Annotated in this window: 23 protein-coding genes and 1 pseudogene; 12 read left to right on the top strand and 12 right to left on the bottom strand. The window is 73.1% G+C overall.

Going from position 1 to position 21,208, the window contains the following annotated elements; translation table 11 throughout:
- Positions 1 to 94 precede the first annotated feature (94 nt).
- From IH80_RS0112020 to IH80_RS0112010, 3 genes and pseudogenes are all read right to left on the bottom strand, one after another.
- Positions 95 to 511 (bottom strand): hypothetical protein, encoded by a 417-nt coding sequence (locus IH80_RS0112020; RefSeq protein WP_158943413.1) that lies wholly within the window; start codon positions 509 to 511, stop codon positions 95 to 97.
- A gap of 203 nt (positions 512 to 714) precedes the next feature.
- Positions 715 to 1,197 (bottom strand): annotated as a pseudogene (locus IH80_RS0112015) (DUF3291 domain-containing protein); the annotation flags it as partial.
- 32 nt (positions 1,198 to 1,229) lie between these two features.
- Positions 1,230 to 1,937 carry a helix-turn-helix transcriptional regulator gene (locus IH80_RS0112010; protein WP_030959951.1) on the bottom strand — a complete coding sequence of 236 codons (708 nt, stop codon included), beginning with the start codon at positions 1,935 to 1,937 and terminating at the stop codon, positions 1,230 to 1,232.
- Positions 1,938 to 2,055: 118 nt separating this feature from the next.
- Between IH80_RS0112010 and IH80_RS44685 the strand changes: the two genes are divergently transcribed.
- The 4 genes from IH80_RS44685 to IH80_RS0111995 all read left to right on the top strand — a co-directional run bounded on the left by IH80_RS44685 (position 2,056) and on the right by IH80_RS0111995 (position 4,523).
- Positions 2,056 to 2,250, top strand: coding sequence for a hypothetical protein (locus IH80_RS44685; RefSeq protein ID WP_158943411.1), 195 nt, complete (start codon positions 2,056 to 2,058; stop codon positions 2,248 to 2,250).
- Positions 2,247 to 2,513, top strand: a complete 267-nt coding sequence (locus IH80_RS0112005) for a hypothetical protein (protein ID WP_030959950.1) — start codon at positions 2,247 to 2,249, stop codon at positions 2,511 to 2,513. The genes IH80_RS44685 and IH80_RS0112005 overlap by 4 nt, the downstream gene beginning before the upstream one ends.
- A gap of 52 nt (positions 2,514 to 2,565) precedes the next feature.
- Positions 2,566 to 3,060: a GNAT family N-acetyltransferase gene (locus IH80_RS0112000; RefSeq protein ID WP_030959942.1), complete on the top strand. Its 495-nt coding sequence runs from the start codon at positions 2,566 to 2,568 to the stop codon at positions 3,058 to 3,060.
- A gap of 149 nt (positions 3,061 to 3,209) precedes the next feature.
- Positions 3,210 to 4,523 carry an MFS transporter gene (locus tag IH80_RS0111995; RefSeq protein ID WP_051809150.1) on the top strand — a complete coding sequence of 438 codons (1,314 nt, stop codon included), beginning with the start codon at positions 3,210 to 3,212 and terminating at the stop codon, positions 4,521 to 4,523.
- 703 nt (positions 4,524 to 5,226) lie between these two features.
- Here IH80_RS0111995 and IH80_RS0111985 read toward each other — a convergent pair.
- Positions 5,227 to 5,808 (bottom strand): dihydrofolate reductase family protein, encoded by a 582-nt coding sequence (locus IH80_RS0111985; protein ID WP_030959938.1) that lies wholly within the window; start codon positions 5,806 to 5,808, stop codon positions 5,227 to 5,229.
- Between the two features lie 603 nt (positions 5,809 to 6,411).
- Between IH80_RS0111985 and IH80_RS0111980 the strand changes: the two genes are divergently transcribed.
- The gene (locus IH80_RS0111980; RefSeq protein ID WP_030959937.1) at positions 6,412 to 6,666 is read left to right on the top strand and encodes a hypothetical protein; all 255 of its coding nucleotides are present in this window, start codon (positions 6,412 to 6,414) and stop codon (positions 6,664 to 6,666) included.
- Positions 6,667 to 6,774: 108 nt separating this feature from the next.
- On the top strand, positions 6,775 to 7,227 hold the full coding sequence (locus IH80_RS0111975) for a hypothetical protein (RefSeq protein WP_234432209.1): 453 nt from the start codon (positions 6,775 to 6,777) through the stop codon (positions 7,225 to 7,227).
- A gap of 58 nt (positions 7,228 to 7,285) precedes the next feature.
- Here IH80_RS0111975 and IH80_RS44680 read toward each other — a convergent pair whose 3' ends face one another.
- Positions 7,286 to 7,915: a GNAT family N-acetyltransferase gene (locus tag IH80_RS44680; protein WP_063757283.1), complete on the bottom strand. Its 630-nt coding sequence runs from the start codon at positions 7,913 to 7,915 to the stop codon at positions 7,286 to 7,288.
- Positions 7,916 to 8,457: 542 nt separating this feature from the next.
- On the opposite strand from IH80_RS44680, the gene IH80_RS39185 reads away from it, so the two are divergent.
- The gene (locus IH80_RS39185) at positions 8,458 to 9,267 is read left to right on the top strand and encodes a peptidoglycan recognition family protein (RefSeq protein ID WP_063757282.1); all 810 of its coding nucleotides are present in this window, start codon (positions 8,458 to 8,460) and stop codon (positions 9,265 to 9,267) included.
- Positions 9,268 to 9,552: 285 nt separating this feature from the next.
- A complete protein-coding gene (locus IH80_RS0111960) occupies positions 9,553 to 9,927 on the top strand; it encodes an STAS domain-containing protein (RefSeq protein WP_051809144.1) in 375 nt (124 codons plus the stop codon).
- 10 nt (positions 9,928 to 9,937) lie between these two features.
- Here the strand turns inward: IH80_RS0111960 and IH80_RS0111955 are convergent, their stop codons facing one another.
- Positions 9,938 to 10,891, bottom strand: a complete 954-nt coding sequence (locus IH80_RS0111955; protein ID WP_030959929.1) for a helix-turn-helix transcriptional regulator — start codon at positions 10,889 to 10,891, stop codon at positions 9,938 to 9,940.
- A 107-nt stretch (positions 10,892 to 10,998) separates the two neighbouring features.
- The gene (locus IH80_RS0111950; RefSeq protein ID WP_030959927.1) at positions 10,999 to 12,219 is read right to left on the bottom strand and encodes a cytochrome P450 family protein; all 1,221 of its coding nucleotides are present in this window, start codon (positions 12,217 to 12,219) and stop codon (positions 10,999 to 11,001) included.
- A 209-nt stretch (positions 12,220 to 12,428) separates the two neighbouring features.
- Between IH80_RS0111950 and IH80_RS0111940 the strand changes: the two genes are divergently transcribed.
- Both IH80_RS0111940 and IH80_RS0111935 read left to right on the top strand, forming a co-directional pair.
- Positions 12,429 to 12,965, top strand: a complete 537-nt coding sequence (locus tag IH80_RS0111940; RefSeq protein WP_107056791.1) for an NUDIX hydrolase family protein — start codon at positions 12,429 to 12,431, stop codon at positions 12,963 to 12,965.
- Between the two features lie 368 nt (positions 12,966 to 13,333).
- Complete coding sequence (locus IH80_RS0111935) at positions 13,334 to 13,969, top strand: VOC family protein (RefSeq protein WP_030959925.1); 636 nt, start codon at positions 13,334 to 13,336, stop codon at positions 13,967 to 13,969.
- Between the two features lie 33 nt (positions 13,970 to 14,002).
- On the opposite strand, the gene IH80_RS0111930 is transcribed toward IH80_RS0111935, so the two are convergent.
- The gene (locus IH80_RS0111930) at positions 14,003 to 14,575 is read right to left on the bottom strand and encodes a TetR/AcrR family transcriptional regulator (RefSeq protein ID WP_030959924.1); all 573 of its coding nucleotides are present in this window, start codon (positions 14,573 to 14,575) and stop codon (positions 14,003 to 14,005) included.
- A gap of 157 nt (positions 14,576 to 14,732) precedes the next feature.
- Here IH80_RS0111930 and IH80_RS0111925 point away from each other — a divergent pair, with 157 nt between their 5' ends.
- Together IH80_RS0111925 and IH80_RS40755 are read left to right on the top strand one after the other, a co-directional pair.
- Positions 14,733 to 15,524 carry an SDR family NAD(P)-dependent oxidoreductase gene (locus IH80_RS0111925; protein WP_030959922.1) on the top strand — a complete coding sequence of 264 codons (792 nt, stop codon included), beginning with the start codon at positions 14,733 to 14,735 and terminating at the stop codon, positions 15,522 to 15,524.
- Between the two features lie 178 nt (positions 15,525 to 15,702).
- The gene (locus IH80_RS40755) at positions 15,703 to 18,159 is read left to right on the top strand and encodes a CehA/McbA family metallohydrolase (RefSeq protein WP_051809142.1); all 2,457 of its coding nucleotides are present in this window, start codon (positions 15,703 to 15,705) and stop codon (positions 18,157 to 18,159) included.
- On the opposite strand, the gene IH80_RS0111915 is transcribed toward IH80_RS40755, so the two are convergent.
- From IH80_RS0111915 to cutA, 4 genes are all read right to left on the bottom strand, one after another.
- Positions 18,156 to 19,244, bottom strand: coding sequence for an MBL fold metallo-hydrolase (locus IH80_RS0111915; RefSeq protein ID WP_051809140.1), 1,089 nt, complete (start codon positions 19,242 to 19,244; stop codon positions 18,156 to 18,158). The two genes, IH80_RS40755 and IH80_RS0111915, sit on opposite strands and share 4 nt — an antisense overlap.
- Positions 19,245 to 19,506: 262 nt before the next feature.
- Positions 19,507 to 19,752, bottom strand: a complete 246-nt coding sequence (locus tag IH80_RS0111910; protein WP_030959917.1) for a hypothetical protein — start codon at positions 19,750 to 19,752, stop codon at positions 19,507 to 19,509.
- Positions 19,753 to 20,012: 260 nt separating this feature from the next.
- A complete protein-coding gene (locus IH80_RS0111905; protein ID WP_030959916.1) occupies positions 20,013 to 20,672 on the bottom strand; it encodes a class I SAM-dependent methyltransferase in 660 nt (219 codons plus the stop codon).
- A complete protein-coding gene (gene cutA, locus IH80_RS0111900) occupies positions 20,669 to 21,004 on the bottom strand; it encodes a divalent-cation tolerance protein CutA (RefSeq protein WP_030959914.1) in 336 nt (111 codons plus the stop codon). The genes IH80_RS0111905 and cutA overlap by 4 nt, the downstream gene beginning before the upstream one ends.
- Positions 21,005 to 21,208 lie beyond the last annotated feature (204 nt).

Raw genomic sequence — 21,208 nt, 5'->3', positions numbered from 1 at the left:
GACGGCCGCCGTGCCGGAACGGCCGCCGTGCCGGAACGGCCGCCGTGCCGGCGGAAAGAGGGCGGCGGCCGGGTCAGGGCGTCGCGTGGACGGGTCAGGGCATCTCGTCGGGGTCGCAGCTGGCACGGCGCCGCCCGATCGTACGGAGGGCCCGCATCAGGGCCTCGTGGTCCCCCTCGCGCACGATGTGGACGGCTCCCTCCACCGTGAGGCCGGACACCGCGCGGGGCACCCGGGTGGCGGCGGTCCGCAGCACCACCCCGCTGGGCGGGTCCAGATCCCGCACCCCGCGGAACACCCGAAGGACCCGCGGGTCCGAGTCGATGCTCTCGAGCCCGGCGGGCAGGGCCAGGACGGTGATGTCGGGGAGCAGGACACGGGCGTGCGCGAGAGCGACCGCGGGGTCATGGGCGTGCGAAACCACCTGGAAGTGCGGGTTGCGCTGGATGCCCGAGCGCAGCAGCTCCAGCTGCTCGCCGTCGGGCACGCCGACCACCAGGACGGTCATCACCTACCCATCGTGCTGTCCCGCGTACCGCGGGGCGACCCGGGGAGGGCGGGAGCCCTGGCTCAGACCACCGCCGAGTCGTCGGCCGGCTCCGGACGCAGGCTCCGTACGGCCTGCGCGGGCACTCCGGCCTGCGCGGGCACTCCGGCCTGCGCGGGCACTCCGGCCCGCTCGGGCACTCCGGCCCGCTCGGGCTGCTCGGCCTGCGTGGGCGGAAGGTGCCGGGCGGCCTCGGTGGCGGTGTACGAGGAGGCGAAGGTGAAGGCACGGGGGGACGGTCCGTGCTCCCGCAGCTCGGTCAGCCGGTCCAGCGCCTCGCCGACGGTCGGCAGATGGCCGGCGGGCACCCACCACAGCACCATGTGGGCCTCCACGTGCCGCTGGAACCATGCACGGCGGCGCCTCATCACCTCCAGGTGTCCGCTGCGGTAGGCGAAGTCCCACAGCGCCTCCTGGCTCTCCCACACGGACAGGTTGACGATGACGTCCTCGCCCGCCGGGCGCAGTCCGGTGGCGTCGGTCTCCCCCTCCCCGACGAGGCGCCACACGAAGCCGGGCGCTCCGTCGGCGGCGGCGTTGACCGGGTCGAGCGCCTCGACGAACGGCGCGATGCGCGGGTCGTCGATGGGATGGAGAAGCGTGGCGACGTTCAGCTGGGCGAGGTGGGCGGCCTGTGTGGGTTCGGTCATGGCCTCATCCCAGCACGCCCCTCAGTTCTATGTCAATGCTCATTGTTTTTAGAAGCCTCGACCACCACGCAGCACTCCCCCGGTCGGGCGTCCATGCGGGCACGGACCGGGCCGTCGGTACCGATCAGCCCTTCCAGCAGGGCGAGGTTCATACCGCAGACGAGCGGCGGGAACCGCTCGGCGACGACGTGGAACGGGCAGTTGCGCATGCGCACGACGCCCCCACGGTCGCCCTGGCCGGCCTCGTCACCCTCGTCAGCCTCGCCGAGCTCGCCGGCTTCCAGGTGCGGTTCGTAGCCACGGGCGGCCAGCAGTTCCATGGCCTCCGCGAGGCCGCCGCAGGGCTCCGCCGCGCCACGCAGGGCCTCGCCCCGGCGGTGCGCCGCAGCGCAGAGCCCGGCATCCAGGCCTGCCTCCTCCGCGGCCTCGGCGAGCAGCTCGGCGGCGGTGCGGTAGTCGCGGGCGGGCAGCGAGACCGACCGCTCGACCTGGGCCCGCGTGTAGACCTTGGCCGGCCGGCCCGCCCCCGGCCCCGAGCGTCCGGTCAGGCGCCGGCTGCCGCTCTCCAGCAGCCCCGCCTCGGTGAGCCGGTCCAGATGGTGCGCGGCGAGCGTCCGCGCCACCCCGGTCGCCTCGGCAGCCTCGTTGCGGCCGACCTCGCGGCCCTGAGCCGCCACGTACTCGTACAGCCGACGGCGCACCGGATCCTGCAGCACCGCGATCACGTCGATGTCCTTCATGGGGCCATTCTAGAAACAACGACGGTTGGAGATAGAAGTCCCGGCGGAAACCGATCGACGGGCCTGCGCTGCCACCGGCGAGGATGCGAAGGGCTCGCCCACCACACCCGGAGGTCCGATGGGATCCAGAAGTGCCGACATCGACTTCGCGTTCAGGTGTCCGACCACCGTACGCGCGGTGCCGGCCGCCCTGACCGGAGCCGGCTGGTCGGCGGAGGAGGCGCCCGGGCACATTTCGTACCTGATCAACGACGCGGACGACATGTTCCAGACGACACGTTCCAGTGGTACGCCACGACGCCCGAGGGCTTGAGCGATGCTCTGGCCCTGCTGGACGCGCCGGGGAACCTGCCCTACGCGGTGGCCCTCAACGTCCACCACCCGGAGGCGGGGACGGGCGGCATGCTCATGTTCTCCCCCGGCCGCACGGACGTCTCCTTCACCCCCACCATGGACCGTCGCCACATCCCGGGAGCACCGGAATTCACCGACCTCGCCTGGTACTTGCACGCCCTCGTCCCCGCTCTCGTCACGGCAGGGCTCGACGGGTACGAGGCCACGGAGGTCCGCCATTGAGGAGCACGGCGAGCGCCCCCGAGCCCCCAGCGCGGGATGGCAGACTGCGCAGATGATCGATGATCTTCCCGCCGGACTGACGGCCCGCCACCTTGCCGACGACGACCATCCCCGCGTCCTGGCCGTACTGGACGGGTGGTGGGGCGGCCTCAAGGGAGAGGCCGGGTCGACGGAACGTGCGTTGCTGCTGCCCCGGCTGTACTTCCAGCACTTCACCACGACGAGTCTTCTGGTCGAGCACGACGGCGGCGGCGGGGTCGCCGCCTTCCTGGTCGGCTTCCTGTCGCAGACAGAGCCCGACACCGCCTACGTGCACTTCGTCGGCGTCGACCCGGCACTGCACGGGCAGGGTGTCGGCCGCGCCCTCTACCGGGCCTTCTTCGCGCTCGCCCGGTCGCACGGACGCCGCCACGTGCACTGCATCACCAGCCCGGAGAACACGGCGTCGCAGGCGTTCCACTCCCGGCTCGGCTTCACGGCCTCGGGCGTGAGGCCGGACTACGACGGCCCCGGACTCGACCGGGTGGCCTTCACCATCGACCTGTAGCCACGCCCACGCCCACGGTTCTCCCCGCTCCGGCCCGGCTCGCCCGTTCGCGCCTGGCGTGACGTTTCCGCCCCCAGCCGAAGACCGCCTGACGTGCCGTTGCGGGGGCATGGCTCACGGAGTCGGTTCTGTCGCTGTGGAGGTGGCCCGTGGGTCCGGATCCGAGCCGTTCGTTGCGCTCTTCGCCGTACTGGCCTGTGATCAGGCACCCGACGCTCCGGCCGGTGCTGCCGGGCTTCGCCGTCTCCGCGCTGGGTGACGGCATGGCGGTGGTGGCAGTGGGCTGGCTGGCGATCGAGCTGGCGCCGGTCGCTGACCGCGGCGTCTGGGTGGCGCTCTCGGCAGCGGCCTACACCCTGCCCGGGGCGCTGGGCGCCGTACTGCTCGGCCGCCTCCTCCGCCACCGCAGCCCTGCCCGACTCGCGGCCTGGGACGCGGCGTTACGGGCGGGCGCACTGGGCACCATCCCGGTGCTGCACGCCTTCGGAACGCTCGGCATCGAGGGGTACGTCGCGCTGCTGGCCGTCTCCTCCGTACTGCATTCCTGGGGGCAGGCGGGTGTGTACACCCTGATCGCCGGAGTGCTGCCGCAGCGCCATCACCTGGCGGGCAACGCCGTGTTGTCGGGGCTGGCGGCGATCGCCACGGTGGTGGGACCGCCGCTGGCGACGCTGCTGATCGTATTCGGCGGCCCGGCGACGGTCCTGGCCGTGGACGCGGCCACGTTCCTGGTGCTGGCGGTCACCCTCCTGGTGGCGGTCCCCCGGGGCGCGGCGTCGGAACCTGAGCCGGCTGACGCCGCGGCTTCGCGGACGGACGGTTTCGCAGTGATCCGGCGCGTTCCCGCTCTGTCCGGCCTCCTCGCACTGAGCTTCGGGTTCTTCTTCCTCTTCGGCCCGGTGTACGTGGCGCTCCCCCTGCACGTGTCGGACGGGCTGGGCGCCTCGGCCGGTGTACTGGCGGCGTACTACACGGCCTTCGGTATCGGCGCGGTGGCGGGTTCGGTGCTCGCGGGCTTCCTCGGCCGATGGCGGTTGTGGCCCACGACGGCCGGCATCGTCATCGGCTTCGGTGTGCTGCTGCTCCCCCTGGGCCTGGGCGTCCCGACCGCCGTGTCGGTCGTCTGTTTCGGATTGGCAGGTCTGCTGTGGCCTCCCTACTCGTCCCTGTCGACCGCCCTCTTCCAACGCTCGGTACCCGGTGCGCTGCTGCCGCAGGCCCTGGCGGCGGGTTCTGCCGTCCGGGCGCTGTCGGTGCCCCTGGGCACCGCGCTCGGAGGCCCGCTGGTGGCGGGCCTCGGCGCGGCCGGAACCCTGCTCGTGTCCGGTGCGGGCATCGCACTGCTGGGCCTGACTGCCGCGGCCGTGACCCTGCGGTCCGCGAGGCCGCACCCCGGACCGACGGCGGACACGACACCGCAGGAGGACGGCTCACCGGACCCGCACCGTAAGGTGACTAACTGACAGGTTCAGCTTCCTTGTGGGAATGAAGTTCAGGATGCACGTCCTGGAAGACCCGTCCCGACTCTCCGAACGCGCCCAGGAATTCCTGCGCCGCACGGGCTGATGGGAACGCCCCGCCCGGTTCGAGTTACCGATAGAGCTCTGGCAAGTGCAGGACCATGCCGGGCGACTGGTCCCCGCCGCCATGGATCTCATCATCCGGTGCGAGGGGTTCGAGCAGAGGTTCGGCGGTCTGCGGTACGAGGTTCGTCGCAGTTGGGTGGTGAGCGGGAGCGCCAGCAGACCGCCCGGGGGTGGGAGTACGACCACTTCGGGGCGAGGACGCGGGCGTGGCAGGACCGCAGGAGCGGCGGCTGGTACTTCGAATGGACCGGTGAGCGCGTATCGAAGCCGTGCAGGGACTTGGTCCACACCGATGGGAGTGTGGGTACGGATGTGGACGGCAGCAGCCCGTACCTCCGTGTCGCCCCCGTCGATGCAGCACCTGATCGGATCACACGCCCTGCCCGGCAGTGTCGCCGAGTGGAGGGCGTGGCCCGCAAACAGTCGTCAGGGGGTGGGCTCCGCAAGACGTGCAGGCGAATCCGCGATCACCGGTCATGGTGCTGAAGCCTGGCGACGGGCTCCGCTGCCACCTCCTCGCAGGCCGACCAGCACGCTCCGCCGTTCGCAGTGGACTTCTCCGCGTGCCCGCTCAGAGCGGTCAACGGCGCACCCGGTAGCGCAGGTGAAGCACCCGGTCGCCGCGAACCACCACGTCAGGATCCTCCAACAGGTGCTGCGCGTGAACCGACCCGAAGTAGCGCTTGCCCGAACCGAATACGACGGGTACGACGTCCATGCGCACCTCGTCGACCAGGCCGGCGGCCAGCACCTGGCCGCCGACGTCGCCGGCGGCGACCTCGACCAAGCGGTCTCCCGCGAGCTCCTGTGCCTTGGCCACGGCAGCCTCGATGCCGTCGACGAAGTGGAACGGCGCCTCGGGGTCCCAGCCCCCGGGCTGCGGCCGGTGCGTCACGACGACCATGTGATCCATCCCGCCCGGCGGCTTCCCGTCCCAGCCGTCCGTCAGGTCGAAGACGTGGCGGCCGACGATCGTGACTCCGATCTGGTCCCAGTACGGCCGGACGTAGTCGTAGGACGTCCGCGACACCTTCAGCGCGCCGCTCTCGTCCAACGGGACGTCACCGTTGGACAACCAGTCGAACAGCGGTCCGGGCTGGTCGTTCTCGTCAGCGACGAAGCCGTCCACCGACACCGAGCTGTACATGACCACCTTGCCCACGGATCTCTCCTCTGCGTCGGATTGCCCCAAATTAGCGGGTCGGCGGTCTGGCACAACCCTCGCATCAGCTCCTCCGGCCCCAAACCAGGCTCGACCGTCACCGGCCGGTCACGCTGCTCGGCGGCGGGCATCGGTAGGAACGGCGCAGGCCCCCAGGGCTTGAGGGTGCACGCCGACGGACCCGATCCGAGGGGTCTCGAACTCCAACGCGCGGGGTGGGTGTGGTGACCACGCAGCCATCGGCGTACGCGGCCGTCTCGATGTCGATGCCGGCGATCGAGCCGCCACAGGCCACCGCGTCGCCTCGACCGACCCTGCGAAGCGCCGAGGGCGACCACCGCCGTGAGCAGCAGCAGGACGACGCGCCTGCGCCAGCGTCTCCGAGGTGCCCGTGACACCGTCCCGCCGACCCGTCGGCGCAACCAGCCGCTCGCGCTGCGGTCCGGTGTCCCGCTCGGTCCGGCCTCTGCCAGCCGGCGCAAACGCTCAGCAGGCCGACCAGCCAACGCTCCAGCGCCACCTGTCGCGCTCAGTCGCAGCGGATTGCGAACTTTTCACGCTCCGCAGTCGCACAGGAATTCGAACATGTGTTGGAATAGAGGAGTGAGACCACCGTTCCGCCTTTTTCCCGATGACCTCGTCGACCTCCAGGAGGCGTGGCTGCGTACGTACGCCGCGCTCGCCGACGCGCCCTCCGAGGATGGCGCCACCGCGCTGCGGCGTCGGCTGATCGTTCTGTCCTGCCGTTTGCATGCCCATCCCCACTGGACCGCCCCCACCGGCTGGCGGGACGGCGGCGTCGAGCTGCGTCGGGCCGCCCGTCGTCGCGCGGGGCAGGGCGAACGGCAGGCGGCCTGACGGAGCCTGCACCCGTTCGAGGGAAAGTTCCAACGTGCCCTGCCGCTCTCCCCCCGGGACGGGCCATGGTCTGTGCAAGGGGACGGACTCGAAGAAGGGCACGGAACATTGCACCTGAGGCGCATCGGAACGATCCTGGCCGCAGCCGCGCTGACCGTACTGGCGGTTCCCGCCACCGCCGACGCCGCGGCGATCGCATGCGGCGGCGGGACCTCGACCGGCCGGGTGGCCGTCAACGGGTGCATCAGCGCCGAGCGCGGATCCGCCGGCCGGTTCCCCACGCGCGAGATCACGGCGTACATCAAGGCCCGCAACACCGGGACGAAGGGGGTGGACGTCGCCTACGAAGCCTTCTTCCGCGTCGTCGACGGCGGTCACTGGGAGAAGCTGGGAAGCGGGCGTACCTACGTCCGCGCCGGCGAGTCCGTCGGCCCTCTCGAAGTGGGGAGCAGCACCCGGGTGTGCGGCCCTGTGAAGGTCGAGATCCGCGTGCACGCCCGGGCCGGCGGCGCCCCCTGGAGCGGCTGGTCTCCGGCGGCGACCAGGCAATGCCAGACCTGAGCGCGCGCGGGGACGGCACTGGGCGGCGGGTGCCACGACACGCCGAGGACGGCGCACGTCAGCCGCGCCACATCGGCCACACGGTCGGTCCGCCGCCGGGGAGGCGGACCTCGGCGGTGACGTGGAAGCCCAGCCGTTCGTAGAAGGGGATGTTCGTGATGTTGCTGGACTCCAGATAGGCGGGTCGGCCGAGCCGGTCGCACTCGGCCAGCTGCTGGCGCAGCAGCGCCGAACCGACCCCCAGTCCCTGGAGCCCCCGTTCCGTCCCCACCGCCGGCAGGTACCAGTGGGGCGTGTCCGGGTGGGCTTCGTGCAGGGTGTTCTGGACCTCCCCGGCCCGCGGCATCCCTCGGACGCCGAAGACGCGCGCGTACTGGGGCAGTGCCGCCAGCTCCTGCACCGCGGAGGTTTTCCAGCACCCCGGCCCCGACCACAGTGCGGCGGCCAGCAGCCGCCCGTCGCTCGTCGCAGCCACCCGGACGGCGCCCGCGCGCGGCCGCTGCTGACGCTGGGCCAGACGGAAATAGCGGGCGGTCCTGCCTTCGCGGTCGGCGGCGGGGACCATCCACGCCATGACCGGATCCTCGGCGAAGGCCCGGGCCAGGAGCGCGGCGACGGCGCCCGACTCGGTGGGCCGGGCGAACCGGATGCCGTACCCGGCCAACGGCACCGATGGATGTCTGCTCATGCGGTCACGGTAGGCAGCCGGCCCCGGCCGTCCTCGCCGAGCGGCGGCGGACACGCCGTACGGCACGCCGTACGAGCCACCCCTCACCGGGACGGGACGCGGGCTGCCGGACGGCGCGGGATCGGGCCGACGGTGGTGCCGCCGACGACCGTGCCGGCTCGCCGGAACATCAGTCCGGGACGGGAGTCGGGGCCGCGGGACCGTCACGCGCCCGGCCCGCCTCCGCGAGCACGCGCGGGAGCGGCTCGGCGAGCGCGGTGCCTCGTCCTGCGTCCTCGGTTCCGCGGCAGGGAAGTTCGGCCGCGGGGGCCTCGGGTGCGGCGGGCGCGCGGGCCGTTCGGCTGGAGGACGTCGTCCCGTGCGGCGAAGGCGAGTTGGAGGCCGCGCGCGGTCTGACCGGTGGGTCCTCCTGGGGCGGATGCGGGCGCCCGGCGTGCGACGGCGGCCGGTCGGGGTGAGTCCGGGGGGCGTTCGGTGTGTCTGCGCGGCCCGGGAGGCCGGGCTCCCTTGAATGGGCAACCTCCTACGGAAACGGGCACCGTATGACCCTCCCCGCATCGCACCAGCCGCCGGCCACCACCGCAAGCCGGTACACCCGCCGGTCCGTCCTCACGGGCGCCTTCGCCCTGGCCACCGCTGGGGCGCTGCCCGTCGCCGCGGCCGGGCGCGCGTACTCGGCCGCCGGGCCGGACATCATCGGCTGCGCCGCCTGGGGGGCGCGGGCCGCGTCCGAGCCCGTCGTCGTCCTCGCCAACCGCCCGGAGCGGATCATCGTCCACCACACGGCGACGGCGAACGTGACGGACTACTCGAGGCAGCGCGCCGTCGCTCTCGCCCGGGCCATCCAGACCTACCACATGGACGCGCAGGGCTGGATCGACACCGGGCAGCACTTCACCGTCAGCCGCGGCGCGTTCGTACTGGAGGGCCGCCACAACAGCCTGGCCGAACTGAACTCCGGCCTGCGCCAGGTGCGCGCGGCACACTGCGTAGGGCAGAACACGGTGTCGATCGGGATCGAGAACGAGGGCACCTACACCTCCGAGGCCCCTCCCGCGGCGCAGTACGCGGCGCTCGCCGACCTGTGCGCCCACATCTGCGACCAGTACGGTCTGCCCGCGTCGGAGATCTACGGCCACCGTGACTTCAACTCCACCGCCTGTCCCGGTGACCGCCTGTACGCCCTGCTGCCGGCCCTGCGCCAGGACGTGGCCACCCGCCTCGGCACGTCCCTGTCGGAACCGGAGGCGAACCCCGACGAGGATCCGGTGTGGGACCTGGTCCGCCAGGCCACCGGCCGGCCCCCGGCCGCGACGCTCGGGGAGTACCTCCCGGCAGGTCTGCTGCGCTGACGGGACGCCGCCCGTACGAGGTCCTGGCCCTGCCGACGGCCCTGCCGACGGGCTGGCGCCGGGCCGCGGACCGTCCTGAAGGTCATGCGCCGCGTACTCGCTCTGCTCGCCCGTCCGCCGCCGTCCGTCCGGCCGTCCGGCCGGCCGGCCGTCCACCGTTTGTCCACCAAGCGAACACGTCCGTCCCTTCGTCCACGGGGCTGTGCGCGGCCACCGGCACGTATAGCGTCGGGGCGGGTGGCCACTGCTGCCGAGGTCCGCCCGCGCACCCGAAGGCAGAACGAGATGAATACCCTGTCCCCCCGCGGTCCGCACAGCGTCACGGTCGCCACGCGCGCCGACCGCAGCGTCATCACCCTCACCGGCGACATGGACTTCGACCGCGTCGGACCCCTGCGCACGGCGCTCCGGGAGGCGTGCACCGCTCCCGGTGCTCCGACGCGGGTGGTCGTCGACCTCTCGCGGATGAACTTCTGCGACTCCGAGGGGCTCAATGCCCTGCTCCTCGCGCGGTCGCTGTGCGAGTCGAACCGGCGGACCCTGACACTCACCGATCCCGGCCCTCAGTTCCACCGTCTGCTGAGCATCACGGGCACCGACCGGCTGTTCGACCTCTCCGTGTCGGCGGGCTCTGACGGACCGCCCGGCGCAGCGCGGTGAGCGCAGTCGGTCAGCCGGACCTGAGCGTGACGGAGGGCGGCACGCCGTACTCCTGCCGATAGGCGGCGGCGAAGCGGCCCTGGTGGGCGAAGCCCCAGCGTCCGGCAATGCGGGCGACGGTGGCGGTGCCCGACGGGTCCGCTGACCGGAGTTCAGCGTGGGCGCGCGCCAGCCGGACCCGCCGGAGGTGGCCGAGCGGGGTCGTGCCGGCGTGCCGGGTGAAGGCGTACTGCACCGCGCGCGGAGTGACCGGGACGGAGGCGGCGATGTCGGCGAGGGTGATGTCGCGGTGAGCGTTGGCCTCGATGAACGAGACGGCGCGGCTCAGGGTGTCGCTGTGTGCGTCGCGCGTGTCCCGCGGGGCGTCCGCCTCCTCGCGGGCGGTGTTCGGCAGGGTGTGCAGGACCGTGGCCGCCAGGTGCTGGGCAGCCGTCGAGAGCAGCAGCCCGTCGGGGCCGTCGGCCACGGCGCTCTCGTCGAGGACGTGGTCGCGGAGGTAGGCGACGGCCGCGCCGAGCCGCCGGTTCTCCGCCGGGCCGACGGCCCGGGCTCCGGTGATCCGCACGTCGCCGCCACCGGAACCGGGGGCGACCCGGGCCAGCAGGCGGGGGTCGAACATCGTGATCGTGTACCGGGCTTCGCGCACCTGCCCGGCGTACGGCCGGTCGTGGGGGGCGAGGAGGAAGGTCTCGCCGGGGCCGTAGACCTCCTCGCGGCCGTCGGTGGTGTCCACGAGGGTGCCGCTGTGCATCGACACCAGGCACACCTTTCCCAGGCAGCCCGCGTCGTAGCCCATCGTGTAGCCGAACGACAGGCGGTCCACGCTCAGCCCGCCTGCTTCGATACGGGCGATCCGCGCCCGGCTGTTCGCGGGGCGTCCGCCGATCTGCATGGGGGTGTACGCGGCGGACAGGAAGGCCTCCGTGGCCTCCAGGTTCCCGCTCTCGAAAATGAGGCTCGTCATCGTGCCCTCCCTCGCCGGCGCCCGGCACGGCCTGCCGTCGAGCCGTCGATGGTCGCCGCCTCCAGCGCCGGCGCCTCCAGTATGCCGTGGTCGGCGCCGGGTACCGGCTAGGTACCGGCGTCGAAGGTGACCGGGAGCCTCAGGGGCCCGCGCAGTCCGCCCGGCCGCCAGGGGATCTCGTCGGGTGCCACGGCGAGGGCGAGTCCGGGAAGCCGGCGCAGCGCGGTGCCGATGGCGACGTGGCCCTCCAGCCGGGCGAGCGGCGCGCCCAGGCAGTAGTGGACGCCGTGTCCGAACGCGAGGTGCGCGTTGTCCTGCCGGGTGATGTCCAGGCGGTCGGGGTCGGGGAAGCGTTCCGGGTCGCGGTCGGCGATGGCCGAGGCGATCAGGACGGTCGCGCCGCGCGGGACGCCCACGCCCGCGATCTCGACGTCCTCGCGGGCGAAGCGGGCGATGCCGGGACTGACCGGGCCGTCGTAGCGGAGGAACTCCTCGATGGCGCCGCCCAGCAGCTCGGGGTCGGCGCGCAGGAGGTCGAGCTGTGCGGGGTGGGCCAGCAGCATGGCGATGCCGCCGGCGATCAGGTTGACGGTGGTGATGTAGCCCGCGGCCAGCAGCAGGAACACCATGGCGATGAGCTCGTCCTCGCTGAGCCGCTGCTGCTCGTCGCGGGCGGTGATCAGGCCGCTGAGCAGGTCGTCGCCGGGGTGGGCCCGTTTGGCCCGGATGAGGTCGGTGAGGTAGGCGCGCATGTGCTGCCAGGCCTCGTTCACCACGGCGGGGTCCGGTGGCTCGGCGCCCCGCATGATCATGCGGTCGGTCCAGCGCTGGAAGTCGTGCCGGTCGTCCACCGGAACGCCGAGCAGTTCGCCGATGACGGTGACGGGGAGCGGCAGCGCGAGGTCCGCGACGAGGTCGGCGTGTCCGGCCGGAACGATGCCGTCCAGCAGCCGGTCGGTGATGGCCTGGACGCGGGGCCGCAGTTCCGCGACCCTCCGGGCGGTGAACGCCTTGGAGACCAGTCGGCGCAGCCGGGTGTGGTCGGGCGGGTCGCTGCGGAGCATGTTGCTCAGCATCGACTCGCGTTCGGTTTCCGGGAGCTGGGCCAGGAGCCTGGGATCGGAGGCGTCGCGCACGTCGCTGCTGAGGCGGGTGTCGGACAGGGCCGCGAGGGCATCCTCGTAGCGGGTGACGAGCCAGGCGTCGAGGCCGCCCGCGAGGACGACGCGGCGTACGGGGCCTTCCTCGCGCAGTTCCCGGTACAGCGGGAAGGGGTTCGCGAGGAAGTCCGGGTCGGCGTAGGGGAGAAGGACCGGCCGCTCACTCATCGTGCCTCCAGGAATACGTCGCCGTAGCCATGGGAAGTGAGGATATGCGCCCCTGTCTCCACGAATGCAGCTTTTCGGTCATGGTGGACGACCCTCAGTCCTTCATGACGGCCCGTCAACCGGCGGCAATGACCTCGGCCTGACGGCCGGTCGTTTTCCGATGACGCGTGATCTGGGCCAAGGCCCACTGCGGAAAGTATGATCAAGAAATGGCTGACATGACCGAAACTACGCCCGGCTGGCTGACCAGTGACGAGCTGGACATGGCCAGGGCCCAGATGCCGATCCTGTACGTCGAGGCAGTTCCCGTGCGCGTGAACGAAACCGGCGAGGTCACCAGCATCGGACTGCTCCTGCGGATCGGCACGGACGGCACGATCAGCCGGACGCTGGTGTCCGGCCGCGTCATGCACCACGAACGCATCCGTGACGCGCTGCTGCGCCACCTGGAGAAGGACCTGGGACCGGTGGCCCTGCCCCTGGTCCCGGCTTCCCTGCAGCCCTTCACGGTGGCCGAGTACTTCCCGACGGCCGGCATCACCCCGTTCCACGACCCTCGCCAGCACGCGGTGTCCCTCGCCTACGTGGTCCCGGTGACCGGTGATTGCCGCCCCCGGCAGGACGCCCTGGACCTGGTCTGGTTCAGCCCGCAGGAAGCGGCCTCGGCGGCCGTGCAGGGCGAGATGCCGGGCGGCCACGCCGTGCTGCTGAAGCAGGCCCTGGCACACGTGGGACACACCTTCTGAGAACGCCCCGCACAGCGGTCCGGCCGGGCCGCCGTCCCCCCGAGGACGGTGGCCCCGCGAGGACGGCGGCCCCGCGAGGACGGCGGCCCCGCGAGGACGGCGGCCCCACGGGGACGGCGGCCCCACGGGGACGGTGGCCCCACGGGGGCGGTGCGCTCGGTCGGCACCTCCCGGCCGGCATGGGCGGCTGATCGAGCGGGGCCAGGACCTCGACAAGGGCGGCAGCGACGCTGTCTCGCTTTCGGCTCGGCCTTCCCCGCCGGTGTGACGATGGCCGATCCCCCTCCACGGCTGATCCACGGCGGACGCGGCCGGAACGGCGGGCGTGGCGTCGGGATGCGGACAGGTTGTCGGGTGATGATGGCGCGGTGCGACTTGATCACGTGTCCTATGCGGTGGCCCGCGACAGCTTCGTCTCGACCGTCCAGTGGATCGGGTCGGCCCTCGGCGCCGGGTTCGTGGACGGGGGCGTGCACCCGCGATTCGGCACCCGCAATTTCATCCTCCCGCTGAGCGGCGGCACCTACGTCGAGGTCGTCACCACACTCGACCATCCCGCCGCCGACCGCGCACCCTTCGGCCAGGCGGTCGCGCGCCGCGCCGCCGAGGGCGGCGGCTGGCTCGGTTGGGTGGTCTCCGTCGACGACATCGCCCCGGTCGAGGCCCGCCTCGGCCGCACCTCGTCCGAGGGCCACCGCGTCCGCCCCGACGGGTTCGACCTGAGGTGGAAGCAGATCGGCCTGCTGGAACTGCTGGAGGACCCGCAACTGCCCTACTTCCTGCAGTGGCTGGTCCCCGACGAGGAGCGCCCGAGCGCCGGCCCGCGCACCTCCACCACCATCCACGGGGTCTCCATCGCGGGCGACGCCGCCTCCATCGCCGAATTCCTCGGCGAGCCGGCCGACCACCCCCTCGACCAGATCGACGTCACCTGGGTCGAGGACGAGGAACCGGGCCTGGTCGCAGTCGAGTTCGCCACCGCCCACGGCCCGGTCACGATCTGACCAGGGCCCGACTCGGGCCCGTTCCCGCGCCCTTCAGGTCTGAGGCGCCGGCGTGAACTGCGTGAGGATCAGCAAGGTGTCGACGAGTTCCCCGGCGGGGGCGCCGGTGGCCAGTCGGCGCAACTGCTGCCCGAAGACCAGGGCCACGGCCACACCGGCCAGGCGTTCGGGGTCCGGCACGCCCAGCTGGGTCAGGATCCGGGCGGCCAGCAGGTCGTAGGCGGCGAAGCACTCGGCCGCGGCGGTCCGCAGCCGTTCGTCACGGCCGGCCTGGACGTACAGCTCGAAGGGCGCGATGTGGCGGCTGTCGAAGGCGTTGCCGCCCGCGACCTGAGCCACCACCTCGGCCGCCTGGCCGATGTCGAAGTGCTCGTCGGAGCATTCGTCGGCGAGCGCCGTGAAGTGCCGGGTCTCCTCGGCCACGAAGTGCAGCAGGCTCTCGCGCAGCAGCTCGTGCTGGGTGGCGAAATGGTAGGTGACAGAGCCGAGGGAAACCTCAGCCTCCTTGGCGATCCGCCGGTTGGTGACGGCCGCGATGCCGTCCTGCCCGATGATCCGCAATACGGCGTCGATGATGCTCTGGCGGGTGGCGGATGCGTGGGGCATGTCCGCATTCTGCCCCATGGACCTCCGCGTTCTCCCCCGCGGGGCCCCGGGGGCCGGGGCCGGCCGGGGTGTGGACAAGCAACGCGGCGGTCCCTACTGTTCGTTCGAACGAACAGTAGGGACCGCCGCAACGCCGCTACGCCGTACGGGAGTCGTCGTGAAGATGTCCGGATCGAACGTTCTGCTCACCGGGGCCACCGGAGGCATCGGCTCCGCCCTGGCCGCACGCCTGACCGCGCAGGGGACACGTCTCACCGTCACCGGTCGGCAGGAAGCCGCCCTCAAGGCCGCCGCGGACGCCTGCGGGGGCCGGGCCGTGGTCGCCGATCTGGCCGTCCGGTCCGACGTCGTACGTCTCGCCGAGACCTGCGCCGCCACGGACGTCCTCGTCGCGAACGCCGCCCTGCCCGCCAGCGGCGACCTCCTGGACTACACGGAGGAGCAGCTCGACCGCGCCCTCGACGTGAACCTGCGGGCGCCGGTCCTGCTGTCCCGGCTGCTCGCCGAACACATGGTGGACCGCGGCCGCGGCCACATCGTGCTGGTCGGCTCCATCTCCGGCAAGGCGGCGACCAAATCGACCTCCCTGTACAACGCCACGAAGTTCGGGCTGCGCGGGTTCGCCCTCGCCCTGCGCCAGGAGCTCAGGGGCACCGGGGTGGGGGTGTCCCTGGTCCAACCCGGCTTCGTCCGCGACGCCGGGATGTTCGCGGCCACCGGTGCCACCACCCCGAACGGCATCCGGACGGTCACGCCGGGCCAGGTCGCCGACGGCGTCGTCCGCGCGGTCCGCCGGGACCTGTGCGAGGTCAACGTCGCACCGCCGGAACTGCGGGTACTCAGCGCCATAGCCGGGCAGTTCCCCGGCTTCGCCGAGCGGATCCAGGCCCGGATGGACGTCGACGGCTCCGTGCGACAGATCGTCGACGCCCAGCGCTCACGCCGCTAGGGGGCGCCCTGCCCGGTCGGGCCGGTCTCGGCGCGACCCCACGAGGCACCGCCCCCTGGCCGCACGCGCCCCTTGGCCTCGGCGCCCCGCCCTCGTCCGTCCCCAGCACACCCGTACATCCGCACCTGCACGCACCTGCACTCCTCCATGCCGTCCCGAGCGAACGGAGAGCACCGCTGTGCCGAGCGAACACCGTCCGAGCGACGGGTACGGGGCCGGGCCCCGGGTCGAGCGCCGGTCCCTGCTGCGGTGGGGGGCCCTGCTGGCCGCGGGCGGGACCGCCGCACTGGTTCCGGCCCCGGTCGCGCACGCCGCGACGCGGGGCCGGGGAACCGACACGGTGACCACCAGCTACGACGGCCACTCCCCCTACGGCAACGATCAGTGGGCCTACGTCGCCTTCGACGTCCCCGCCGGAGTGCAGCGGATCTCCGTCTCCACCACCCACGACGCCTCCGCCGGCATCCTCGACCTCGGGATCTTCGACCCGGCCGGCTTCCGGGGCTGGTCGGGCGGCGCACGGGCCGGCTTCACCCTCGCCGCGTCGGACGCCACCCCCGGCTACGTGCCCGGGCCGGTCGGGCCCGGCCGCTGGTCCGTCATCCTGGGCCCCATGGTCAGCAGCCCCGGCGGCATGGCCTGGCAGATCGACGTCACCCTCCACATGGGACCCCCGCTGCCCCGGGCCCCGTACGACATCCTGCCCGCGGCGGTCGCCGGACGCGGGCCGGGCTGGTACCGGGGCGATCTGCACCTGCACAGCGTGCACTCCGACGGGCAGCGCACGGTGGACGAGATCGTCGCGGCCGCCCGCCTCGAGGGGCTGCACTTCATCGCCACCTCCGACCACAACACGAGCTCCACCGGGGTGACGTGGGACGGGAACGTCCCGACCGACCTGCTGGTGATCAACGCCGAGGAGGTCACCACCCGGCACGGCCACTGGCTGGCCGTCGGCCTGCCGCAGGGCGAGTGGGTGGACTGGCGCTACGGCCCCGCGGACGAGGGGGTGTTCGAGGGTCACGCCCGCCGCGTCCACAGCCTGGGCGGGCTGACGATCGCCGCGCATCCGCTCACTCCGGCACCCGGGTCCTTCTGGGAGTTCGGCCTCGACCGCGTGGACGCGCTGGAGGTGTGGAACGGGCCGTGGACCCTGGACGACGCGGCCAACATCGCCGCTTGGCACGTCATGCTCTGCCTCGGCAAGCGGGTCGCCGCCGTCGGGAACAGCGACGCCCACAGTCCCGCGGATGCCGTCGGCCGGCCGCACAACGTCGTGCGCGCCGCCGCCCTGTCGAGGCCCGCGGTTCTGGACGCGCTGCGCAGGGGACGGTCGTACGCCGTCGAATCCGCGGCCGTGACCCTGGACTTCACGGCCCGTACCGGCGCGAAGGCCGCGGGGCCCGGTGAGGAGCTGCCCGTGTCGTTCTTCGACGCCGTCGACGTGACCCTGGACGTGACGGGCGCCCCGGACAGCATCGCCACCCTGCACACCGAGTGGGGCATCATGGCCGCCACCTGCATCGACGGCAGTGGCCGGGGCCGGTTGAGGTGGCGCGGCTGGGGCAAGGCGTCGATGTTCGCCCGCGCGGAGGTGCGCCGGCCCGAGCCCGCCTCCACCACCCTCGACCAACTGGTCGCCCTCACCAACCCGGTGTGGTTCCACTCCGCCCGGCTTCCCCCGTACGACGTGGAGCGGCGCGTGCTCTTCCACACCGAACGCCGGCCCGACGGGTCGTGGAGCAGCATGCGGCCGCTGCCGGGTGCCGTCGGCGCCGCGTCGTTCGCCGGGGTGCAGTGCGCCGTGGCGGGCATGGCCGACGGCTCGGTCGTGGTGCTCGGCATCGCGCCCGACAACGGCCTGTGGCTGACCGTCGTACGGGGTCCGGCGACGACCGGCCCCTGGCAGCGCGTCGCGGGACCGGACGGCTCGGCCGGGTTCACCGTCCTGGACGCGGACGTCGCGGCCTTCCCCGACGGCAGCTGCCAGATCGTGGCGACGGCCATGGACGGCACCGTCCACCACGGGCGGAGGCGGGCCGACGGCGGTCTCACGGGGTTCCGCGCCGTGCCCGGCTCCCCCGGCACGAGCCGCTGGGGTGCGACGAAGGTGGCGATCGCGGCCATGCCCGACGGGTCCGCCCAGGTGCTCGGTTACGGCACGGACGGTGCCATGTACCACTGCGTCCGCGGGCGTACGGGTACGTGGACGCCGTGGAGCAGGCCGGCCGGGTACGGCGGGGCGCCGGCGTTCTCCGGGCCCGCCCTGGCGATCACCGGGATGCCCGACGGGTCCTCGCAGGTCCTGGCGATCGGGATCGACGGGATCGTCTACCACCAGCTGCGGCGGCCGGACGGCTCCTGGACCGGATTCCGGGCCCCGCGGGGCGCCACCACCCCCACGATGGGGGCCAGCGCCATCGGCATCGCGGGGACGCCCGACGGCTCGGCCCAGGTCGTGGCGGTCGGGCTCGACGGACGGGTCTGGCACGGCGTCAGGCGGCCGGACGGCTCCTGGACCCCGTTCGGCCACGTTCCCGGCCCGAACGGGACGGACCCCTTCCCCGTCGGCCAGGTCCGTATCACCGCCCTGCCCGACGGCACCACGCACCTGGCGGCCATCAGCGCGGTCTAGGAGGTCGTGTCCGGTGCGTCGGCCGGTCCTAGTGGGGGCCGGGACCAGGGCGCGTCGGCGTCGTCGGCCGGTTCCGGGCGGCGGTCTTCCGTACGGCGGTCTTCCGGGCGGAGGCCCAGCTCGCTGAGCTGGTTGAGCGCCATCATGGCGGTGAACAGCGGGTTCAGGTTGGCGCCGGTCACCCCCAGTCCGGCGCCGGCCTCCGCGTAGCGGGAGGTGAAGACGCTCGGCCGGATCTGCCCGCCCCCGCCGGTCAGCCCGAGGGCCGCGCCGTGGAGGGCGGTGGCCTGCGCCAGCAGCCCGTCCAGATGGGACACCGCGTCGGCGCCGCGGCGTACGGCGAGGGTGTGCCCGTCGGTGAGGATCGCGGCCTCTTCCTGCTCGAAGAGGCCTGCGGCGGCGCCGAGCACGGTCTGGATCTTGAGCTGGTCGGCGTCGGCCATGGCGCCGCAGGCGCCGTTGCCCTCGTCGGAGAGGTGCAGGACGCCACAGTCCCTCAGGTGCACGATCACGTGCCCGGCGCAGTGGCCCTGGCTGCGCAGCACCCGGACCGCCCCGTCGGCGAAGGTCCAGCCGGTGAACCGCAGCGCGCCGATCCGGATCCGCTCCAGGGGCCGCTGCTCGTAGGTCCGGGTCGCGGCGGCGAAGGGCCGCATCGGTGCGAAGAGCGACACCACCCGGGCGGCCAGTGCGGGCGCCGGAAGGGGTGCCGCCCAGGCGATGCGCCGGAAGGAGCGTGTCCAGTAGGACTTCGGGTCCCGCATCTGGTCGAGGTCGGCGGCGGGGACGTAGTGCTCGGCGGGCACGCCCAGCTCGTCGGCCAGGTCGTTGTTACCGATGTGGTCGAGGTGGCCGTGCGTGGTCAGCACGAGCGCCCGGGACCAGGGCCCGACCCGGTCGGCCGCCGTGCGCAGCGCGGCGCGGAAGGCCCGGCCGACGCCGGTGTCGACGAGTACCAGTGTGTCGGCGGCCCGGTGCGCCAGGGCGTTGGCGACGTCCGGCCGGCCGTGCGCGAGGTCCAGTTCCTGCCCGAGGACCAGCACGGTCCTGTCGTCGATGTCGATCAGCTCGCCGAGCGCGGTCATGGATCCTCCCGCGGTCTGGTCGGGGCCGCCGGCCGGGTAGCCGGGGCCGGGCTGCGGTCTCCAGTCTCCCGCCGCCGGGAGCGGGCCGCACCGCCGTCCTGCAGCAGCGGCGGGGCGCCGCGGAGGAATCGTTCCTACGCTGGAGGGGGTCGGCGGACGGCAGCGGGCGCCTGCGGGCACCCGCTCGGTCGGGGCGAAGCCATGACAGCGCAGCGCGCAGCAGGCCCGCACCCTGCCCGCCGGATTCGGCCCGTCGCCCTGGTCACTGCTGCCGCAGGGTCGTGACCAGGTCGCGCGGCAGACCGTGGATGTCGTGGAGGTGGTGGAGGTCCTCCTCGGTCAGCGGGCCGTGGAACCGGGGGCGGGCGAGCACGTGCCGGCCGCGCTCCAGGAGGCGGCGGAACCGGTGTTCCGTCGAGCCGAGGATCCGGCGGTGTCCGCGCTCTTCGAAGTACTCGATGAACGTGCTGACCAGTGGCTCCTTCGCGTCACAGCGGGGAAGGGGCACCGGAGAACGGACCGGGCGGTCTCCGGCCGGGGCGGGGATGCCACGGCACGGCCGACGGACCGTTTCCGGTCGCCGGGGAGAGGGGAAAGGTCAGGCGGCGGCAACCGGCGAGCTGGTCGCTCGCGCGGTCGCGGTGGTGCTGGGGCCGTTGACGTTCATGCGGGCAACGGTAACGGGGCTGCCCGCCGGGGCACGTGGTTTTCACCGGTCCGCCGCCCGGAGGTCGTGGGGCACGGCCGCGCGGGCGGCGTGGCTCGGGCTCACGTCCGGTCGCGTGGACGGGGGTCCTCGGCCCGCATCAGGAGGTGGCCCCGGCGGAAGCGCTCCTCGCTGCCGGGCTCCCTGAGCATCCGCCCGATCTCTGCGAACCCGGCCTCCTGGGCCGTCTCCGCGAGGTCGTCGACCGGCCATCGGTAGGCGGTCGTCACCTTGTGGTCGAAGGCCGCCACCGGACCGCCCTCCGCCTCGAAGAAGGCGAGCAGGAGGGTCCCGCCCGGGGCCAGCACCCGGCGGAACTCCGCGAAGTAGGCGGGGAGTTCCGCCGGTGGCACGTGGATCACCGAGTACCAGGACACGATGCCGCCCAGCGTGCCGTCGGCCAGGTCCAGTGCGTCCATGGACCCGATGCGGAAGCGCAGGCCGGGGTGGGCCGCGCGGGCGAAGTCGATCATGCCGGGCGAGAGGTCGACGCCGAAGACGTCGAGCCCCAGGTCGCGCAGGTGCGCCGTGACGTATCCCGGACCGCATCCCAGCTCGGCCACGGGCCCGCCGCCGGTCCGCGCGAGGTCGGCGAACGCGGCGATGAACGAGCGGTCCAACGGGGCGCCGTCGAGCCAGTCCCGGGCGAGGTCCGCGTAGAGGGCGACCACCGCGTCGTAGGCGTCGGACGTCGCCCGGAGGTGCGCGGGGCGTTCGGTCACGAGGGGTGCCGCCCCGAGGCGGTCTCCTTCACCGCCCGGGCGAGGTATCCCTCCGTGGTCCCGGCGGCCGGGAGCAGGATCCACTGGGGCACGTCGTACGGGTGGCGCTCGTGCACCCATGCCTCCAGGTCCGCGACCCGCTCCGTGGTCGTCGTGAAGGAGACCCGGTAGCCGCGTTCGTGTCGCAGGTCGCCGTCATCCCAGTGGAAGAGCGTCATGCGCGCCTCGACATCGGCGGCGGCCGACAGCCTGGCCTCCACCGCGCCCTGCGCGATCTCGTAGGCCTTCGCCTCGTCGTTCACGGTCGTCTGCGCGATCACTATGCTCGCCACGCCGGCCCTCCTCGATCGGTAGGCCTCCACCCTACGGCCGGAACTCGCCTGCGCCGCACGGCATGCAGCCTCGCGATCACGAAGCAGCCGAACGCCGGCACCACCGACCGTGCGCCCCGTCCGGCCGCCACCGGCGACGTGCCGGCCGGCCCGTCGGCCACGGGAGCGGCCGCGCCCACGTCGCCGTCACCCGGCACCTGCGTG

The sequence above is a fragment of the Streptomyces sp. NRRL S-378 genome (genome assembly GCF_000720645.1).
Classification (GTDB): domain Bacteria; phylum Actinomycetota; class Actinomycetes; order Streptomycetales; family Streptomycetaceae; genus Streptomyces.
This window is presented reverse-complemented; position numbering and strand designations above follow the sequence as displayed.

Bases quoted from the DNA above. Each gene is read 5' to 3' on its own strand.
- IH80_RS39185 (WP_063757282.1), top strand. From the start codon at position 8,458: ATGACCCTCCCCGCATCGCACCAGCCGCCGGCCACCACCGCAAGCCGG.
- IH80_RS0112000 (WP_030959942.1), top strand. From the start codon at position 2,566: ATGATCGATGATCTTCCCGCCGGACTGACGGCCCGCCACCTTGCCGAC.
- IH80_RS0111930 (WP_030959924.1), bottom strand. From the start codon at position 14,575: ATGCCCCACGCATCCGCCACCCGCCAGAGCATCATCGACGCCGTATTG.
- IH80_RS0111950 (WP_030959927.1), bottom strand. From the start codon at position 12,219: ATGAGTGAGCGGCCGGTCCTTCTCCCCTACGCCGACCCGGACTTCCTC.
- IH80_RS0111940 (WP_107056791.1), top strand. From the start codon at position 12,429: ATGGCTGACATGACCGAAACTACGCCCGGCTGGCTGACCAGTGACGAG.
- IH80_RS0111955 (WP_030959929.1), bottom strand. From the start codon at position 10,891: ATGACGAGCCTCATTTTCGAGAGCGGGAACCTGGAGGCCACGGAGGCC.
- IH80_RS0112010 (WP_030959951.1), bottom strand. From the start codon at position 1,937: ATGAAGGACATCGACGTGATCGCGGTGCTGCAGGATCCGGTGCGCCGT.
- IH80_RS44680 (WP_063757283.1), bottom strand. From the start codon at position 7,915: ATGAGCAGACATCCATCGGTGCCGTTGGCCGGGTACGGCATCCGGTTC.
- IH80_RS44685 (WP_158943411.1), top strand. From the start codon at position 2,056: ATGGGATCCAGAAGTGCCGACATCGACTTCGCGTTCAGGTGTCCGACC.
- IH80_RS0111960 (WP_051809144.1), top strand. From the start codon at position 9,553: ATGAATACCCTGTCCCCCCGCGGTCCGCACAGCGTCACGGTCGCCACG.
- IH80_RS0111915 (WP_051809140.1), bottom strand. From the start codon at position 19,244: ATGACCGCGCTCGGCGAGCTGATCGACATCGACGACAGGACCGTGCTG.